The organism is Escherichia sp. HH41S (assembly GCF_009820115.1).
Taxonomy (GTDB): Bacteria; Pseudomonadota; Gammaproteobacteria; order Enterobacterales; family Enterobacteriaceae; genus Escherichia; species Escherichia coli_F.
The window spans coordinates 1-15629 of sequence record NZ_VNXE01000119.1 but is presented as its reverse complement, the minus strand read 5'-3'; the positions used below and the strand labels follow the sequence as shown (position 1 = coordinate 15629).

Annotated in this window: 17 protein-coding genes and 2 pseudogenes; 7 read left to right on the top strand and 12 right to left on the bottom strand. The window is 49.5% G+C overall.

Features of this window, described 5'->3' with window-relative positions; translation table 11 throughout:
* Positions 1-65 precede the first annotated feature (65 nt).
* On the top strand, positions 66-821 hold the full coding sequence (gene znuC / locus FQZ95_RS22015) for a zinc ABC transporter ATP-binding protein ZnuC (RefSeq protein WP_000202996.1): 756 nt from the start codon (positions 66-68) through the stop codon (positions 819-821).
* Complete coding sequence (gene znuB / locus FQZ95_RS22010) at positions 818-1603, top strand: zinc ABC transporter permease subunit ZnuB (RefSeq protein WP_000571478.1); 786 nt, start codon at positions 818-820, stop codon at positions 1601-1603. The genes znuC and znuB overlap by 4 nt, the downstream gene beginning before the upstream one ends.
* A gap of 146 nt (positions 1604-1749) precedes the next feature.
* Here the strand turns inward: znuB and ruvB are convergent, their stop codons facing one another.
* The 4 genes from ruvB to FQZ95_RS21985 form a co-directional block, all read right to left on the bottom strand.
* Entirely contained in the window at positions 1750-2760 is a 1011-nt protein-coding gene (ruvB, locus tag FQZ95_RS22005; RefSeq protein WP_000568522.1) for a Holliday junction branch migration DNA helicase RuvB, read from the bottom strand.
* Between the two features lie 8 nt (positions 2761-2768).
* Positions 2769-3380, bottom strand: coding sequence for a Holliday junction branch migration protein RuvA (gene ruvA, locus FQZ95_RS22000; protein ID WP_000580323.1), 612 nt, complete (start codon positions 3378-3380; stop codon positions 2769-2771).
* Positions 3381-3547: 167 nt separating this feature from the next.
* Positions 3548-4132 carry a hypothetical protein gene (locus FQZ95_RS21995; protein ID WP_105276930.1) on the bottom strand — a complete coding sequence of 195 codons (585 nt, stop codon included), beginning with the start codon at positions 4130-4132 and terminating at the stop codon, positions 3548-3550.
* Positions 4133-4169: 37 nt separating this feature from the next.
* The gene (locus tag FQZ95_RS21985) at positions 4170-4994 is read right to left on the bottom strand and encodes a hypothetical protein (RefSeq protein ID WP_001235962.1); all 825 of its coding nucleotides are present in this window, start codon (positions 4992-4994) and stop codon (positions 4170-4172) included.
* Between the two features lie 93 nt (positions 4995-5087).
* Here FQZ95_RS21985 and FQZ95_RS21980 point away from each other — a divergent pair, with 93 nt between their 5' ends.
* Complete coding sequence (locus FQZ95_RS21980; protein ID WP_032184426.1) at positions 5088-5690, top strand: YebB family permuted papain-like enzyme; 603 nt, start codon at positions 5088-5090, stop codon at positions 5688-5690.
* 1 nt (position 5691) lies between these two features.
* On the opposite strand, the gene ruvC is transcribed toward FQZ95_RS21980, so the two are convergent.
* Genes ruvC through aspS form a run of 4 tightly spaced genes read right to left on the bottom strand, consistent with a single transcriptional unit; the run spans position 5692 to position 9234 of the window.
* Positions 5692-6213, bottom strand: a complete 522-nt coding sequence (gene ruvC / locus FQZ95_RS21975) for a crossover junction endodeoxyribonuclease RuvC (protein WP_001295503.1) — start codon at positions 6211-6213, stop codon at positions 5692-5694.
* A 34-nt stretch (positions 6214-6247) separates the two neighbouring features.
* Positions 6248-6988, bottom strand: coding sequence for a YebC/PmpR family DNA-binding transcriptional regulator (locus FQZ95_RS21970; RefSeq protein ID WP_000907234.1), 741 nt, complete (start codon positions 6986-6988; stop codon positions 6248-6250).
* A gap of 28 nt (positions 6989-7016) precedes the next feature.
* Complete coding sequence (gene nudB / locus FQZ95_RS21965; protein WP_077626310.1) at positions 7017-7469, bottom strand: dihydroneopterin triphosphate diphosphatase; 453 nt, start codon at positions 7467-7469, stop codon at positions 7017-7019.
* Positions 7462-9234 carry an aspartate--tRNA ligase gene (aspS, locus tag FQZ95_RS21960; RefSeq protein WP_001258663.1) on the bottom strand — a complete coding sequence of 591 codons (1773 nt, stop codon included), beginning with the start codon at positions 9232-9234 and terminating at the stop codon, positions 7462-7464. Before aspS ends, nudB begins: the two co-directional genes overlap by 8 nt.
* Before the next feature lie 309 nt (positions 9235-9543).
* Here aspS and FQZ95_RS21955 point away from each other — a divergent pair, with 309 nt between their 5' ends.
* The gene (locus tag FQZ95_RS21955; RefSeq protein WP_160530666.1) at positions 9544-10110 is read left to right on the top strand and encodes a hydrolase; all 567 of its coding nucleotides are present in this window, start codon (positions 9544-9546) and stop codon (positions 10108-10110) included.
* A pseudogene (locus tag FQZ95_RS26600) lies at positions 10107-10208 on the top strand (DUF72 domain-containing protein); the annotation flags it as partial. The gene FQZ95_RS21955 and the pseudogene FQZ95_RS26600, both read left to right, overlap by 4 nt.
* Positions 10209-10532: 324 nt before the next feature.
* On the opposite strand, the pseudogene FQZ95_RS21950 reads toward FQZ95_RS26600, so the two are convergent.
* Together FQZ95_RS21950 and FQZ95_RS21945 are read right to left on the bottom strand one after the other, a co-directional pair.
* A pseudogene (locus FQZ95_RS21950) lies at positions 10533-10637 on the bottom strand (tail fiber assembly protein); the annotation flags it as partial.
* 27 nt (positions 10638-10664) lie between these two features.
* On the bottom strand, positions 10665-10913 hold the full coding sequence (locus FQZ95_RS21945) for a recombinase family protein (protein ID WP_237428046.1): 249 nt from the start codon (positions 10911-10913) through the stop codon (positions 10665-10667).
* Positions 10914-11223: 310 nt separating this feature from the next.
* On the opposite strand from FQZ95_RS21945, the gene FQZ95_RS21940 reads away from it, so the two are divergent.
* A complete protein-coding gene (locus tag FQZ95_RS21940) occupies positions 11224-11883 on the top strand; it encodes a tail fiber protein (protein ID WP_001703203.1) in 660 nt (219 codons plus the stop codon).
* Between the two features lie 2 nt (positions 11884-11885).
* Complete coding sequence (locus tag FQZ95_RS21935; protein WP_000972143.1) at positions 11886-12419, top strand: tail fiber assembly protein; 534 nt, start codon at positions 11886-11888, stop codon at positions 12417-12419.
* A 28-nt stretch (positions 12420-12447) separates the two neighbouring features.
* On the opposite strand, the gene FQZ95_RS21930 is transcribed toward FQZ95_RS21935, so the two are convergent.
* Positions 12448-12975 carry a tail fiber assembly protein gene (locus FQZ95_RS21930; protein ID WP_106493851.1) on the bottom strand — a complete coding sequence of 176 codons (528 nt, stop codon included), beginning with the start codon at positions 12973-12975 and terminating at the stop codon, positions 12448-12450.
* A 3-nt stretch (positions 12976-12978) separates the two neighbouring features.
* Positions 12979-15629: tail fiber protein (locus tag FQZ95_RS26595; protein ID WP_237428045.1), on the bottom strand; the 2651-nt coding region annotated here is incomplete at its 5' end.

Here is a 15629-nt window from a genome sequence, read left to right as displayed (position 1 = left end):
ATCGTAATGAATATGAGAAGTGTGATATTATAACATTTCATGACTACTGCAAGACTAAAATTAACATGACAAGTCTGGTTTCCCTGGAAAATGTCTCGGTTTCTTTCGGCCAACGCCGCGTCCTCTCTGATGTGTCGCTGGAACTTAAACCTGGAAAAATTTTAACTTTACTTGGGCCAAATGGCGCAGGTAAGTCGACACTGGTACGGGTAGTGCTCGGACTGGTAACACCCGATGAAGGGGTTATCAAGCGCAACGGAAAACTGCGCATCGGCTACGTACCGCAGAAGCTGTATCTCGACACCACATTGCCACTGACCGTAAATCGATTTTTACGCTTACGCCCTGGCACACATAAAGAAGATATATTGCCTGCACTGAAACGTGTCCAGGCCGGGCATCTGATTAACGCACCGATGCAAAAGCTCTCGGGTGGCGAAACACAGCGTGTATTGTTAGCGCGAGCATTGTTAAATCGACCGCAATTATTAGTGCTGGATGAACCCACTCAGGGCGTGGATGTGAATGGTCAGGTGGCGTTATATGACCTTATTGACCAGTTGCGTCGCGAACTGGATTGTGGCGTTTTAATGGTGTCTCACGATCTGCATTTGGTAATGGCAAAAACCGATGAAGTGCTTTGCCTGAATCACCACATTTGTTGTTCCGGCACACCGGAAGTTGTTTCCCTGCATCCGGAGTTTATTTCTATGTTTGGTCCTCGTGGTGCTGAACAACTGGGTATCTATCGCCATCATCATAATCATCGTCACGATTTACAGGGACGAATTGTTTTGCGTCGGGGAAATGATCGCTCATGATTGAATTATTATTTCCTGGTTGGTTAGCCGGGATCATGCTCGCCTGTGCCGCGGGTCCGCTGGGTTCATTTGTAGTCTGGCGTCGTATGTCTTATTTCGGTGATACACTGGCTCATGCCTCATTACTTGGCGTCGCGTTTGGTTTATTGCTGGACGTGAATCCATTCTATGCGGTAATTGCCGTTACGCTGCTGCTGGCGGGCGGTCTGGTATGGCTGGAGAAGCGCCCACAGCTGGCGATCGACACGTTATTAGGGATTATGGCGCACAGTGCCCTGTCGCTGGGCCTGGTGGTCGTTAGTCTGATGTCTAACATTCGTGTTGATTTGATGGCTTACCTGTTCGGTGATTTGCTGGCAGTGACGCCAGAAGATCTCATCTCTATTGCGATTGGCGTGGTCATCGTAGTGGCGATTCTGTTCTGGCAATGGCGCAATTTGCTGTCAATGACGATTAGCCCGGATCTGGCGTTTGTTGATGGTGTGAAATTACAGCGCGTGAAATTGTTGTTGATGCTGGTGACAGCATTGACGATTGGTGTAGCGATGAAATTTGTCGGCGCGTTGATTATTACTTCGCTGCTGATTATTCCTGCAGCTACAGCGCGTCGCTTTGCCCGCACGCCGGAACAGATGGCCGGTGTCGCTGTTTTGGTGGGAATGGTGGCAGTAACTGGCGGTTTAACCTTTTCCGCATTTTACGATACGCCGGCGGGTCCGTCGGTAGTGCTATGTGCGGCACTGTTATTTATTATCAGTATGATGAAAAAGCAGGCCAGCTAATCTGTCGCTGAACACATTTGTCGGATGCGGCGCGAGCGCCTTATCCGACCTACGGTTCGCTACTTTTGGTAGGCCTGATAAGACGCGAACAGCGTCGCATCAGGCTTATCGCCAATGTCGGAAGCGGCTTGAATGCCTTATTCAACTTAAGGCATTTCTGGTGGCGTGATGCCGAAGTGGTTCCACGCCCGCACTGTCGCCATACGCCCGCGCGGTGTACGCTGCAAAAAGCCTTGCTGAATCAAATAAGGTTCCAGTACATCCTCAATGGTTTCACGTTCTTCGCCAATGGCTGCCGCCAGGTTATCCAGACCTACCGGCCCACCAAAGAACTTATCGATTACCGCCAGCAACAATTTGCGGTCCATATAATCGAAACCTTCAGCATCAACATTCAGCATATCCAGTGCCTGGGCGGCGATATCCGCCGAGATGGTGCCATCGTGCTTCACTTCGGCAAAATCGCGAACACGACGCAGCAGACGGTTGGCAATACGTGGCGTACCACGCGCCCGGCGAGCAACTTCCAACGCGCCATCGTCACTCATCTCAAGCCCCATAAAACGGGCACTACGACTGACGATATATTGCAGATCCGGCACCTGATAAAACTCCAGACGTTGCACAATACCAAAACGATCACGCAGCGGTGATGTCAGCGAACCTGCGCGCGTGGTTGCACCAATCAGAGTAAACGGCGGCAAGTCAATTTTAATGGAGCGTGCCGCCGGACCTTCACCAATCATAATATCCAGTTGGTAGTCTTCCATTGCCGGATACAACACCTCTTCCACCACTGGTGAAAGACGGTGGATCTCATCAATAAACAGCACGTCATGCGGTTCAAGGTTAGTGAGCATCGCTGCCAGATCGCCCGCCTTTTCCAGCACTGGACCGGAAGTCGTGCGTAAATTCACGCCCATTTCATTGGCGACAATGTTGGCAAGCGTAGTTTTACCTAAACCCGGAGGACCAAAAATCAACAGATGATCGAGGGCATCGCCGCGCAGTTTCGCTGCTTTGATGAAAATCTCCATCTGTGAACGAACCTGCGGCTGACCAACATACTCTTCCAGTAATTTGGGGCGAATGGCGCGATCTGCCACATCTTCCGGCAAAGTGGTACCGGCAGAAATCAGACGGTCTGCTTCAATCATCCTTTACCTCATAACGCGGCGCGTAGGGCTTCGCGAATTAATGTTTCACTGCTGGCGTCAGGGCGAGCGATTTTGCTCACCATCCGGCTTGCTTCTTGTGGTTTATAGCCCAGCGCCACCAGCGCGGCAACCGCTTCCTGTTCAGCATCGTCGGTCGCCGGGCTGGCAGGTGACGTGAGTACCAGGTCGGCAGCTGGCGTAAAGAGATCGCCATGTAAACCTTTAAATCGGTCTTTCATTTCGACAATCAAGCGTTCGGCGGTTTTTTTGCCAATACCCGGCAGTTTCACCAGAGCCCCCACCTCTTCACGCTCAACGGCATTAACGAACTGCTGCGCTGACATTCCGGAGAGGATTGCCAATGCCAGTTTAGGCCCAACGCCGTTGGTTTTGATCAACTCTTTGAACAACGTGCGCTCTTGTTTATTGTTAAAACCGTACAGCAGTTGCGCGTCTTCACGCACCACAAAGTGGGTGAAAACGATCGCTTCCTGACCCGCTTCAGGGAGTTCATAAAAACAGGTCATCGGCATATGCACTTCATAGCCTACGCCGCCCACTTCAATTAATACCAGCGGGGGTTGTTTTTCAATGATGATGCCTCTGAGTCTGCCTATCACATGACGCTCCTGCGTAATGAATCAAAGATAATGCTGTATGATAAAAAAATGCTGGATAGATATCCAGCGAGGGATGATATTAAATCATTTCAGAACTGATAATCCTTTGGCTCACGGTATCTGAAATTTTCTATGAATCACCTTACATCGCACTCTTTCTTTGACTTCTAATGGCCAATTTTTCCACGTTCCTTGCTGGCGTGCTTCCATTCGCGGCATTTTTTTAGTTGGTGAAGGAGTAAGACCGCAAATATAAATGCGCTTATTGCCCATATAGCTATCAGAATCGGCAAAGGGCTGATATTGAAAAACACGTTTTCACAGGGTTTCCCGATGGCGGGGCGATCTTTTACAACCTTCACGCACATGGTGATTCCTGGTTTTATACGCTTGTCCTCAACATGCAAATTCCAGGTCTTACCGTCAATCTGCCAGGTCAGGTCATAGGCATACAGCCCCGTGCAATCAATCCTTCCTCCCCGCAGTAAATTGCAGGAGTGCGAGGCGCTACGCTCAAAATTACTGGTATAACGAACCGAAGAAACTTTTGCGAGCGTAGTCAAGCTATTGCGGTGGTACTCATACTCCAGAACGGCAGCATAACTGGTATAAATCGCTAAAAAGAAGTAAAAGAGCGCAATTGGCTTCCTGAAACGTGGGTAGTGAGCTTCCATGAGATAGATGCTTAATATCAACGTCCCGGCAAGAGCAAATGAGATTAAAAGCTGATTGAATACGCTTGATAAATTCATCCGCGCCTCTGTATCTGGCAAGCAGGTAGAGGACTAATCATTCAGCGAGTCCCTGAACGCTGAATTTTTGCGGGATCATTCCACTATCAATACGCCACTGATATGACTCCGTATGCGCTAACTCGTCACCATTAAGATCAATCGAGACCTGGTTTGAGTAAATATCATACTCATCAATTATGTCAGCGCCTGAGTATTCATACAGAGCATAATATCCTGCCATCAAATCCCCCTTCGACACCCTTTCATAACTTTTTAGCACATAGCCATATCGCCAGTTAATCAAATCAAAAAGAATGCTTTCGGCGTCCTCTCTTGCAAAAATATCATCCCCCACTCTGATGATAAAACTTCCGGCATTAATTTTATAATGATGTTTTCCCGGCAGAAATTCAAAAGCCTGAGTGAGTGAAAATGATTCTTTATAATGATCACCCGCAGGAATAACTTGCCAGCCATCGACCCCATCATAAATTCCACACATCCCATCAAGGACAATGTTGCTTGTTGTGATGTCAAAGGCTTTATTGCAAGGCATCAAACCACCTTCAAAGATATAAGCAGGTTGATTATTGCTATTGTAGAAATCCAGTAAAGCATTCACCACCTGCCCCTGCTGTATAACGCTAAGCCTCACGGTGACACCACTTTGCGCCATTCTCGCATCGTTAAGGCTTGCACCAGCTTCACCCACGCCGTAGATATCATCACGCATATGAATAATTTGAGGCACAAACTCATTATTCTCATTTAAAGAAATACGTCCATATCGCCAGGGATAGCGGATGACATTATCTTGAGCAAATACATTCACGCATTGACTGATCGAAACTATAATTATCACATTAATAAATAACCGCATAAAACATTCCTTGTTATTATTACAATACAATGCTAATGCTTTACCATCACGAAAGATAGATGCTGTTTTATATATAAATAATGGATTGATATAGTGAAAATAAATTACCCAGCTAAATATGAAACCGGTGATATTGTTTTTACCTGCATCGGTGCTCGCCTGTTTGGGCAAATCTCTGCAGCCTCGAAATGCTGGAGCAACCATGTGGGGATAATCATTGGACATGACGGTGATGATTACCTGGTTGCGGAGAGTCGAGTTCCGCTCTCCACAATCACAACTTTGTCACGATTTATTGAACGGTCGACCGATCAACGCTACGGTGTTCGCCGCCTGGCAGGAGGTTTAACCGCAGAGCAGAAACTTGCTCTTGTCGAAAAGGTCCCTGCCCGGTTGCATAAGTTCTACCACACCGGTTTTAAATACGAATCATCCCGCCAGTTCTGTTCAAAATTCGTTTTTGATATTTATAAAGAGGCGCTATGTATTCCAGTGGGTGAAATAGAGACGTTTGGAGAACTGTTAAATAGCAATCCGAATGCAAAACTCACTTTCTGGAAATTCTGGTTCTTAGGTTCTATTCCGTGGGAGCGTAAAACCGTCACGCCAGCCAGTTTGTGGCATCATCCGGGTTTGGTGTTGATTCATGCGGAGGGAGTAGAAACGCCTCAGCCTGAATTGACCGAGGCGGTATAACTTAACGCAGTCGCCCTCTCGCCAGGTTCAGCCGCGATTCGCTCATTTGCATCGCATTCTGACTAACGTGGCAGTGGGTGATGGCAATTGCCAGCGCATCAGCGGCATCCGCCTGAGGATTAGCGGGGAGTTTCAGCAAGGTGCGGACCATATGCTGCACCTGGCTTTTTTCGGCACTACCAATACCTACCACCGTTTGCTTTACCTGACGTGCCGCGTATTCAAATACTGGTAATTCCTGATTCACCGCCGCCACAATCGCCACGCCACGCGCCTGCCCCAGCTTCAGGGCCGAGTCGGCATTTTTAGCCATAAAGACTTGTTCAATGGCGAAATAATCAGGCTGGAACTGGGTGATGATTTCCGTCACGCCCGCATAGATGAGCTTAAGACGAGACGGTAAATCATCTACTTTGGTGCGTATACATCCGCTACCCAGGTAGGACAGCTGCCTGCCCACCTGGCGGATGACGCCATAGCCGGTCACGCGCGAACCCGGGTCAATGCCGAGAATAATAGCCATCACGCGTCTCCGTTTTGCTGTTTAGCAGGCCTCATCAGAGAGTCGCTGCAACCTCATCAGAGATTTCACCGTTATGGTAGACTTCCTGCACGTCGTCGCAATCTTCCAGCATATCGATCAGACGCATCAGTTTCGGTGCGGTTTCTGCATCCATATCAGCTTTGGTGGACGGGATCATGGAAACTTCCGCGCTGTCTGCTTTCAGACCTGCAGCTTCCAGAGCGTCGCGTACTTTGCCCATTTCCTCCCATGCAGTGTAGACGTCAATCGCGCCATCATCATAGGTCACAACATCTTCAGCACCAGCTTCCAGAGCTGCTTCCATGATGGTGTCTTCATCGCCTTTCTCAAAGGAGATCACGCCTTTTTTGCTGAACAGATAGGCTACGGAACCATCAGTACCGAGGTTACCGCCACATTTGCTGAATGCGTGACGCACTTCAGCAACGGTACGGTTGCGGTTATCAGACAGACATTCAATCATGATTGCCGTGCCGCCAGGACCGTAACCTTCGTAGATGATGGTTTCCATGTTTGCATCATCATCACCACCCACACCACGGGCAATTGCGCGGTTCAGGGTGTCACGGGTCATGTTGTTAGACAGTGCTTTATCAATAGCTGCTCGCAGACGCGGGTTAGCATCCGGATCGCCACCGCCCAACTTAGCCGCGGTTACCAGCTCACGAATGATTTTAGTGAAGATTTTACCGCGCTTAGCATCCTGCGCAGCTTTACGATGTCTGGTGTTGGCCCATTTACTATGACCTGCCATAAAAATATCTCCAGGTAGCCCTGCCTGTTCAGGCAGCGTTAATTACAAACTGTTCAATCGCCTGCCGGTTGCTCCATGACTTTGTGAGCGCCGCCGCAGCATGCGCATCAAGCCACTTGTAGGCCAGATGTTCAGTGAAAACGATCTGGCGCTCGTGCGGGAGTGCAAGACAGAACCAAGATTCCGTATTACGCGTTACGCCCGGCGCATAGCGATGACGTAAATGTGAAAAAATTTCAAACTCCACCGTGCGCTGACAGTCAATTAAGGTCAGTTGTTCAGCGACAACATCAATGGTGACCTCTTCCTTTACTTCGCGCATGGCAGCTTGCGGCGCGGTTTCCCCCTCTTCCACACTGCCGGTTACCGACTGCCAGAAATCGGGATCATCACGCCGCTGTAACATCAGCACCCGTTTCGTATCTTGCGCATAAATAACCACCAGAATAGAAACGGGACGCTTATAAGTCATATCAATTATTCTCTGCCTTCTTCACAACCTGAATGCTCAGCTCGGACAGAGCAGTCGGGTTAGCAAAGCTTGGCGCTTCGGTCATCAGACACGCTGCCGCCGTGGTTTTCGGGAAGGCGATAACGTCACGGATGTTGTCGGTACCGGTCAGCAGCATGGTCAGACGGTCAAGACCGAATGCCAGACCTGCGTGCGGCGGAGTACCGTATTTCAGGGCGTCGAGCAGGAAGCCGAACTTCTCGCGCTGTTCCTCTTCGTTGATCCCCAGAATACCAAACACCGTCTGCTGCATATCCCCATTATGGATACGCACAGAACCACCGCCCACTTCGTAACCATTGATGACCATATCGTAAGCGTTCGCCACCGCATTTTCCGGTGCAGCTTTCAACTCTGCCGCCGTCATGTCTTTCGGTGAGGTGAACGGATGGTGCATTGCCGTCAGGCCGCCTTCACCGTCGTCTTCAAACATCGGGAAGTCGATAACCCACAGCGGTGCCCATTTGCTTTCGTCGGTCAGACCAAGGTCTTTACCCACTTTCAGACGCAATGCGCCCATCGCGTCGGCAACAATTTTCTTGTTATCGGCACCGAAGAAAATCATATCGCCATCTTGCGCGGCAGTACGATCCAGGATGGCTTCGATGATTTCAGCGTTGAGGAACTTCGCTACCGGGCTGTTGATACCTTCCAGACCTTTCGCACGTTCGTTAACTTTGATGTACGCCAGACCTTTCGCGCCGTAGATTTTAACGAAGTTACCGTATTCGTCGATCTGCTTACGGGTCAGCGATGCGCCACCCGGAACACGCAGAGCAGCAACGCGGCCTTTCGGATCGTTCGCCGGACCTGCGAATACCGCGAACTCAACGGATTTCAGCAGATCAGCAACGTCAGTCAGTTCCATCGGGTTACGCAGATCCGGTTTATCAGAACCATAACGGCGTTCTGCTTCCGCAAAGGTCATTACCGGGAAATCGCCCAGATCCACGCCCTTCACTTCCAGCCACAAATGGCGTACCAGCGCTTCCATCACTTCACGCACTTGCGGCGCGGTCATGAAAGAGGTTTCCACATCGATCTGGGTGAATTCAGGCTGACGATCAGCACGCAGGTCTTCGTCACGGAAGCATTTTACAATCTGATAGTAGCGGTCAAAGCCGGACATCATCAGTAGCTGTTTGAACAACTGCGGGGATTGCGGCAGTGCGTAGAATTTACCTTTGTGCACACGGGAAGGCACCAGGTAGTCACGCGCGCCTTCCGGCGTGGCTTTGGTCAGCATCGGAGTTTCGATGTCGAGGAAGCCGTGGTCATCCATAAAACGGCGCACCAGGCTGGTGATTTTAGCGCGGGTTTTCAGGCGCTGAGCCATTTCCGGGCGACGCAGGTCGAGGTAGCGGTATTTCAGACGCGCTTCTTCGGTGTTGACGTGGTTAGAGTCAAGCGGCAGAACGTCTGCGCGGTTGATGATGGTCAGCGAGGAGGCCAGCACTTCGATTTCGCCGGTCGCCATATCGCGGTTGATATTTTTTTCGTCACGCGCACGTACGGTGCCCGTGACCTGAATGCAGAACTCATTACGCAGTTCAGAGGCCAGCTTTAACGCGTCCGCACGATCCGGATCGAAAAATACCTGCACGATACCTTCGCGGTCGCGCATATCGATGAAGATCAGGCTACCAAGATCACGACGACGGTTGACCCAACCACACAGAGTCACCTGCTGCCCCACGTGGGACAAACGGAGCTGTCCACAATATTCTGTACGCATGAGATATCCCTTAACTTAGCTGCCGGCGGATGCCCCCTGCTGCGCAGGTGACCAAGTCGCAGCGTTAGCTGTATGTCACAACTGAATGAAAAAAGGCGGCTATTATACTGGAAATTCTGCCGCACCGTAAGAGCCTGGCCCGCGCTGGAACGCCTCGTTACCACTTTATATCGGGCCTGAAATCAGACTCTACGCCAGTTTGCTATAAAGGTGTTGCCCGAACTCATAAAAATTAACAAAATTTGTCGTTCCGCCATCGGCTAATCGCATTAAGGTGAAAGGCACGATTTTGTTTTATCAGGAGACAACATGCTTGAACTGAATGCTAAAACCACTGCGCTGGTGGTAATTGACTTACAAGAAGGCATCTTACCTTTTGCCGGTGGTCCTCATACTGCCGATGAGGTGGTTAATCGAGCAGGGAAGCTGGCGGCGAAATTTCGCGCGAACGGTCAGCCCGTGTTTCTGGTGCGCGTTGGCTGGTCTGCCGATTATGCCGAAGCATTAAAACAGCCGGTTGATGCCCCCTCCCCCGCTAAAGTGTTACCCGAAAACTGGTGGCAACATCCTGCTGCATTAGGTGCAACCGACAGCGATATCGAAATCATCAAACGTCAATGGGGTGCGTTTTACGGTACGGATCTGGAGTTGCAATTACGCCGCCGGGGTATCGATACAATAGTATTATGTGGGATCTCGACCAATATCGGTGTTGAATCCACCGCCCGCAATGCCTGGGAACTCGGTTTTAATCTGGTGATTGCCGAAGACGCCTGTAGCGCAGCCAGCGCAGAACAGCACAATAACAGTATTAATTATATCTACCCGCGCATTGCCCGTGTGCGCTGCGTGCAAGAGATCCTCAACGCATTATGATTTACATCGGTCTGCCGCAATGGTCGCATCCTAAATGGATCCGTCTGGGGATAACCAGCCTGGAAGAGTATGCCCGCCATTTTAACTGCGTGACAGGGCTATTTTAAAAATCACTAAAGATCGCCCAAGAGCACTCGCTTTCTCTAGTGTATTCAATGCGTTAAAAAATAATATCATACGTAATTCGGCAAAGTTCGTATGTGTTACAGTGTCCCAACCATGCCCCAAAATGTCCCAAAACAGACATTTCTGTCCCATACATGTCCCAAACAAATTCCACAATAGACAAGTAGTTTATTCATAAATTTACACGTAAAATCAATAATGGCTGGAAATCATTCAATACTCGCACTATTGAAAGTTCACCAGCCAGCCGCAGCACGTTCCTGCATACGACGTGTCTGCGGCATATCACAAAACGATTACTCCATAACAGGGACAGCAGGCCACTCAATATCAGGTGCAGTTGATGTATCAACACGGTTCAGCAACACCCGATACTTTTTCCAGGCTTCCACCACCAGCACGACAAGATGCCGCATACAGTGACCCAGTCAGTCCAGTTTCCAGACAACCAGTGCGTCACCTTTTTGAAGGCGCTTTAAAGCACGTTTTAATCCAGGTCGGCCTGTCCTTATTCCGCTTAATTTATCTTCAAATATTTGTTCACATCCTGCACAAACAAGAGCGTTTCGTTGCAGGTCTGTATTCTGGTCATTTGTTGATACCCTTACATAGCCAATCAGCACGCTGAATCTCCCGTCCAAAGCACAAATCATGCCATGCAGGCCAGAAACCGCCATTATCTAAAACCTCGGTTTACAGGAAACGGTAAATCAGGCTTCTGGCGCATTACAGAAAAACCAGAACGGCGCAGATATTCCGGGAAAAGATACCTTCACCAAAAACATTGGTGCCTGCCGCGCATATAGCGCATGGCTGAATATTGGTGGCGATAGTCAGGTCTGGACAACTGCGCAATTTATTTCGTGGCTGGAGAGTCAGGGGGCATTTAACCATCCTTACTGGATGTGCAAAGGCTCATGGGCTTATGCAAATAATAAGGTTATTACAGATACAGGTTGCGGAAATATTTGTCTTGCAGGTGCTGTGGTGGAAGTTATTGGCACTCGCGGCGCAATGACCATACGCGTTACTACGCCGAGCACGTCCAGCGGTGGCGGAATTACTAACGCTCAATTCACTTATATTAATCATGGTGATGCTTACGCTCCTGGCTGGCGACGAGACTACAACACGAAAAACCAGCAGCCTGCATTTGCTTTAGGGCAAACAGGACGCAGGGTCGCAAATGATAAAGCTGTTGGCTGGAACTGGAATAGCGGTGTTTATGATGCAGATATCAGTGGTGCATCGACATTAATCCTCCACTTCAATATGAATGCGGGGAGTTGCCCTGCTGTACAGTTCCGCGTGAATTACAGGAACGGCGGTATTTTTTATCGTTCAGCGCGTGATGGTTATGGCTTTGAAGCTAACTGGTCAGAGTTTTACACCACAACACGCAAACCCTCTGCGGGGGATGTTGGTGCATATACGCAGGCAGAATGTAACTCAAGGTTTATTACAGGTATTCGCCTTGGCGGTCTGTCATCTGTTCAGACATGGAAAGGCCCCGGCTGGTCTGACAGGTCAGGTTATGTCGTTACGGGTTCAGTTAACGGAAACCGTGATGAATTAATTGATACAACTCAGGCAAGGCCAATTCAGTATTGCATTAATGGGACGTGGTATAACGCGGGGAGTATTTAACGATGATGCACTTAAAAAACATTACTGCTGGCAACCCTAAAACAAAAGAGCAATACCAGCTAACAAAGCAATTTAACATCAAATGGCTTTATTCAGATGATGGAAAAAACTGGTATGAGGAACAAAAGAATTTCCAGCCAGACACTTTGAAAATGGTCTATGACCATAACGGCGTTATTATTTGTATTGAAAAGGATGTTTCAGCAATTAATCCAGAGGGTGCAAGCGTCGTTGAATTACCTGATATTACAGCAAATCGCCGGGCTGATATTTCGGGGAAATGGATGTTCAAAGATGGCGTAGTGATAAAGCGAACTTATACCGAGGAAGAGCAGAGGCAACAAGCGGAAAATGAAAAGCAAAGCCTGTTGCAACTTGTCAGGGATAAAACCCAGCTATGGGACTCACAGCTACGGCTGGGCATCATTTCCGACGAGAATAAACAAAAATTAACCGAGTGGATGCTCTATGCGCAGAAAGTCGAATCTACAGACACTTCCGGCCTGCCAGTAACGTTTCCCGAACAACCAGAATGAGAGAAGGCCCGCTATCGGGCCTTAATTTTTACTCTGGTTTTTGTGGCCATTCAGGATTTGCCGTATCCACACGGCTGACCAGAACACTGTAGCGTTCCCATGACTCCAGTCGTGCGCGTTCCTCATCCGTCGCCATATTCAGCCTGACAGCGCGTTCCAGTGGCTGAATAACGTTTTCTGCTTCGGAAAGTAACGCGGCCTTTTGTGATTCGGCCTGTTGTTGTTGCTCGTCTGCCGTATAAATCCGTTTAACTACAGCTCCATCCTTAAACATCCACTTTCCTGAATCATCAGCGCGGCGGTTGGCTGTAATATCGGGAACCTCAACGACGCTAAAACCTTCAGGGTTAAGCGTGGATGCATCTTTGGTGATGGCGACAATAATATTATTTTCATCGTAAACAATCTTTATTGTATCTGGTTGAAAGTTTTTCACTTCCTCATACCAGTTTTTTCCGTCTTCAGACCACAACCAGATTACGTCAAAATTCTTTGTTAATTGGTATTGCTCTTTTGTCTTTGGGTTTCCTGACCTGATATTTTTTAAGTGCTGCATAATTTACACCTGTGCGACGTTATACCATATGCCATTGATGTATTTTTGTATCGGCCTGAAGATAGCTTCATCATCGCCATCAACTTCACCAATAATCCTTAATCCGGTAAGTGCGTGTCCGGCTATTTCATAACGCCCTCCACGCGCCATCAATTTAACAACACGTGTGCCAAGTCGGACATCTCTCACATAGCGTGAGTCAAAATTGCCATAATTTCCGGGAATAATTTGCGCGCCACAAAGCCAGTTACCGTTATTGTCCATGTACGCCTGACCATCGGTGCCATTGGCTGTCCTTGAGTTATTAATCATGTAGATGCCAAATTGCTTATTTCCCAGACCGCCAATCATAAATTTGCGGTCGGCATGGTCCTGACGTAGCAATGCCTGGGCGCTATCAGTGTTAACTATATTTTTCCCAAAGATAGCGTTGTTATCGCGCATCTGAATCCACATACCATTACTGCTGTTAATTGCAAACCTGTTTGCATAAACCCAGGCGTTAGTTGTTATATCTCCTGTAACATCCAGACCATGCCCCATAGTTATGCGGCCAGTTCTGAGATTAAGCGTAAAGGGGCGTAGCGGCCCTATATCGCCATTTTCCCCCTCATTCTCTCGTGTAGGGATGATATGCAGGCATTCTTCAGAACGACGAAAAATGGCACCAAAAGATGAATTAAATATCCTCAGTGCATTGACTGTCGATATTTTTACTTCACTGCCGAAAAGGGCTTTAACAAGAACAGACAAAGCATCCCATTTAAGATTCATCAGGTCTTTTGTTGTGGTGCTTTGTTTGCTTCTCCATTTGAAATATTCATTGCCGTTGTCGCCTGTTTCAAACCACATGTATGAATCAGTATCGCTGTCGGCATTATTTTTAAAACCAATCTTTGCCCAGTCAGTATTTCTAATCCAGGCAAGGATTGAGTCGTTTTCAAAAGTAAGCCCACCGGACAAGGTATCGCCATTCTTTTGCACGGCGTTCCTGGCCCTGTTTGCCGTTTCCTGTAAACCGAGGTATTCGATAACGGCAGCAACGGTCGATTTCGCAAGAATATCCCGCCCGACTTTTGTCAGGGTTGCCAGGCTGGCGACATCATTCCCCGTAAAATACGGAAACCTGTCTGCCGCAGTAGCAAGCCCGGCCAGCGCCGTCAGGGTGGCATCTTTCGGTTGCTTACCCGCAAGCGCGTTAGTCATGGTGGTCGCAAAATTCGGGTCGTTGCCCAGCGCCGCCGCTAACTCGTTCAGCGTATTCAGTGCGTCAGGCGACGAGTTTACAAGGGCGGCAATCGCGGCCATCACATAAGCCGTACTTGCGATCTGAGTATTATTAGTACCTTTTGGCGCAGTTGGCGTTGTTGGCGTTCCGGTCAGTGCAGGACTATTTAAGGGCGCTTTCTTGTTCGTTTCATCCATTACCGCCTTAACCGCTTTTGGTGTCGCAGCCAGCGTTTCAGACGGGCTGTTAGTGGCGCTACTGAGCTGAACTATCCCTTTTCGTGCCGTCGTTGCGTCCTGAGCGGTATATTTTGCGTTAGCAAGGTCATATGCTGCCTTTACTGCTTTCGGCGTTGCAGCCTGCGTTTCAGACGTGCTGTTGGTTGCACTACTAAGCTGAACCACACCTTTTTTCGTCGTACTCGCATCTTCCAGAGATACGGCATCAGCAATATCCTCTGCCCGTTTTGCCGCTGTTTCGGCACGCGTTGCCGCGGATTCAGCAGCAACTTTGCTCTGAGATGCAGCCGTCGCACTGCCTGCCGCCTCTGATGCTTTCGTTGTTGCTGTCGTGGCACTACCTTTCGCTGCTGACGCTTGTCTGGTCGCCTCATCTTTTGAAGCAGACGCAGATGATGCCGATGACGCCGCTGAACCAGCGGACGATGCGGCTGCCGCCTTAGAGGAAGCAGCATTGTCTGCTGAAGTCTTTGCATTTGTTTCAGAGGTTTTTGCTGCAGAAGCAGACCTCGCTGCTGCAGTGGCTTGCTCAGTGGCTTCGCCAGCCTTCGTTGTGGCTGTTGAAGCGGATGATGCGGCGCTTTCTGCCGATTTTCCGGCGGCGGTGGCACTGGCTGAGGCCTGCCCGGCACTTGTTGACGCAGCACTGGCAGACGACGCAGCCGCTGTTTTTGAACCTGCCGCAGCTGAGGCGCTCTGTCCCGCTGCCGTTTCAGAAAACCTGGCGTTCGTCTCGGACGTTTTGGCCGCCTTCGCAGAATTTGCTGTCGCCGTTGCCGAGGAAGCTGCGCTACTGGCGCTTGAGGATGCGTTCGTTTCTGATGATTTTGCCGCCTCTTTTGAAGCCGCCGCATCCCGGGCTGAGGTGGCAGCTTCTGACGCTTTCGTAGTCGCGGTGGATGCAGAAGTGGCTGCTGATTGTTGTGACGCTGCAGCATTCGTTTCTGACGTTTTCGCGGCACTGGCACTGGTAGCTGCCGCGCTTTTTGAGGACTCTGCAGCAGCAGCACTTTTCGATGCCTCAGTGGCCTTTGTTGATGCCGTTCCTGCGCTGGAAGACGCTGACTGAGCCGACGAAGCGGCCTGTCCGGCTGACGTGCTGGCTGCGCGTGCTGAGCCTGCAGCATCAGTCGCATGGGTTGCCGCCTCACGGGCTGATGTGCCGGCATCGCTGGCTGACTTCTTCG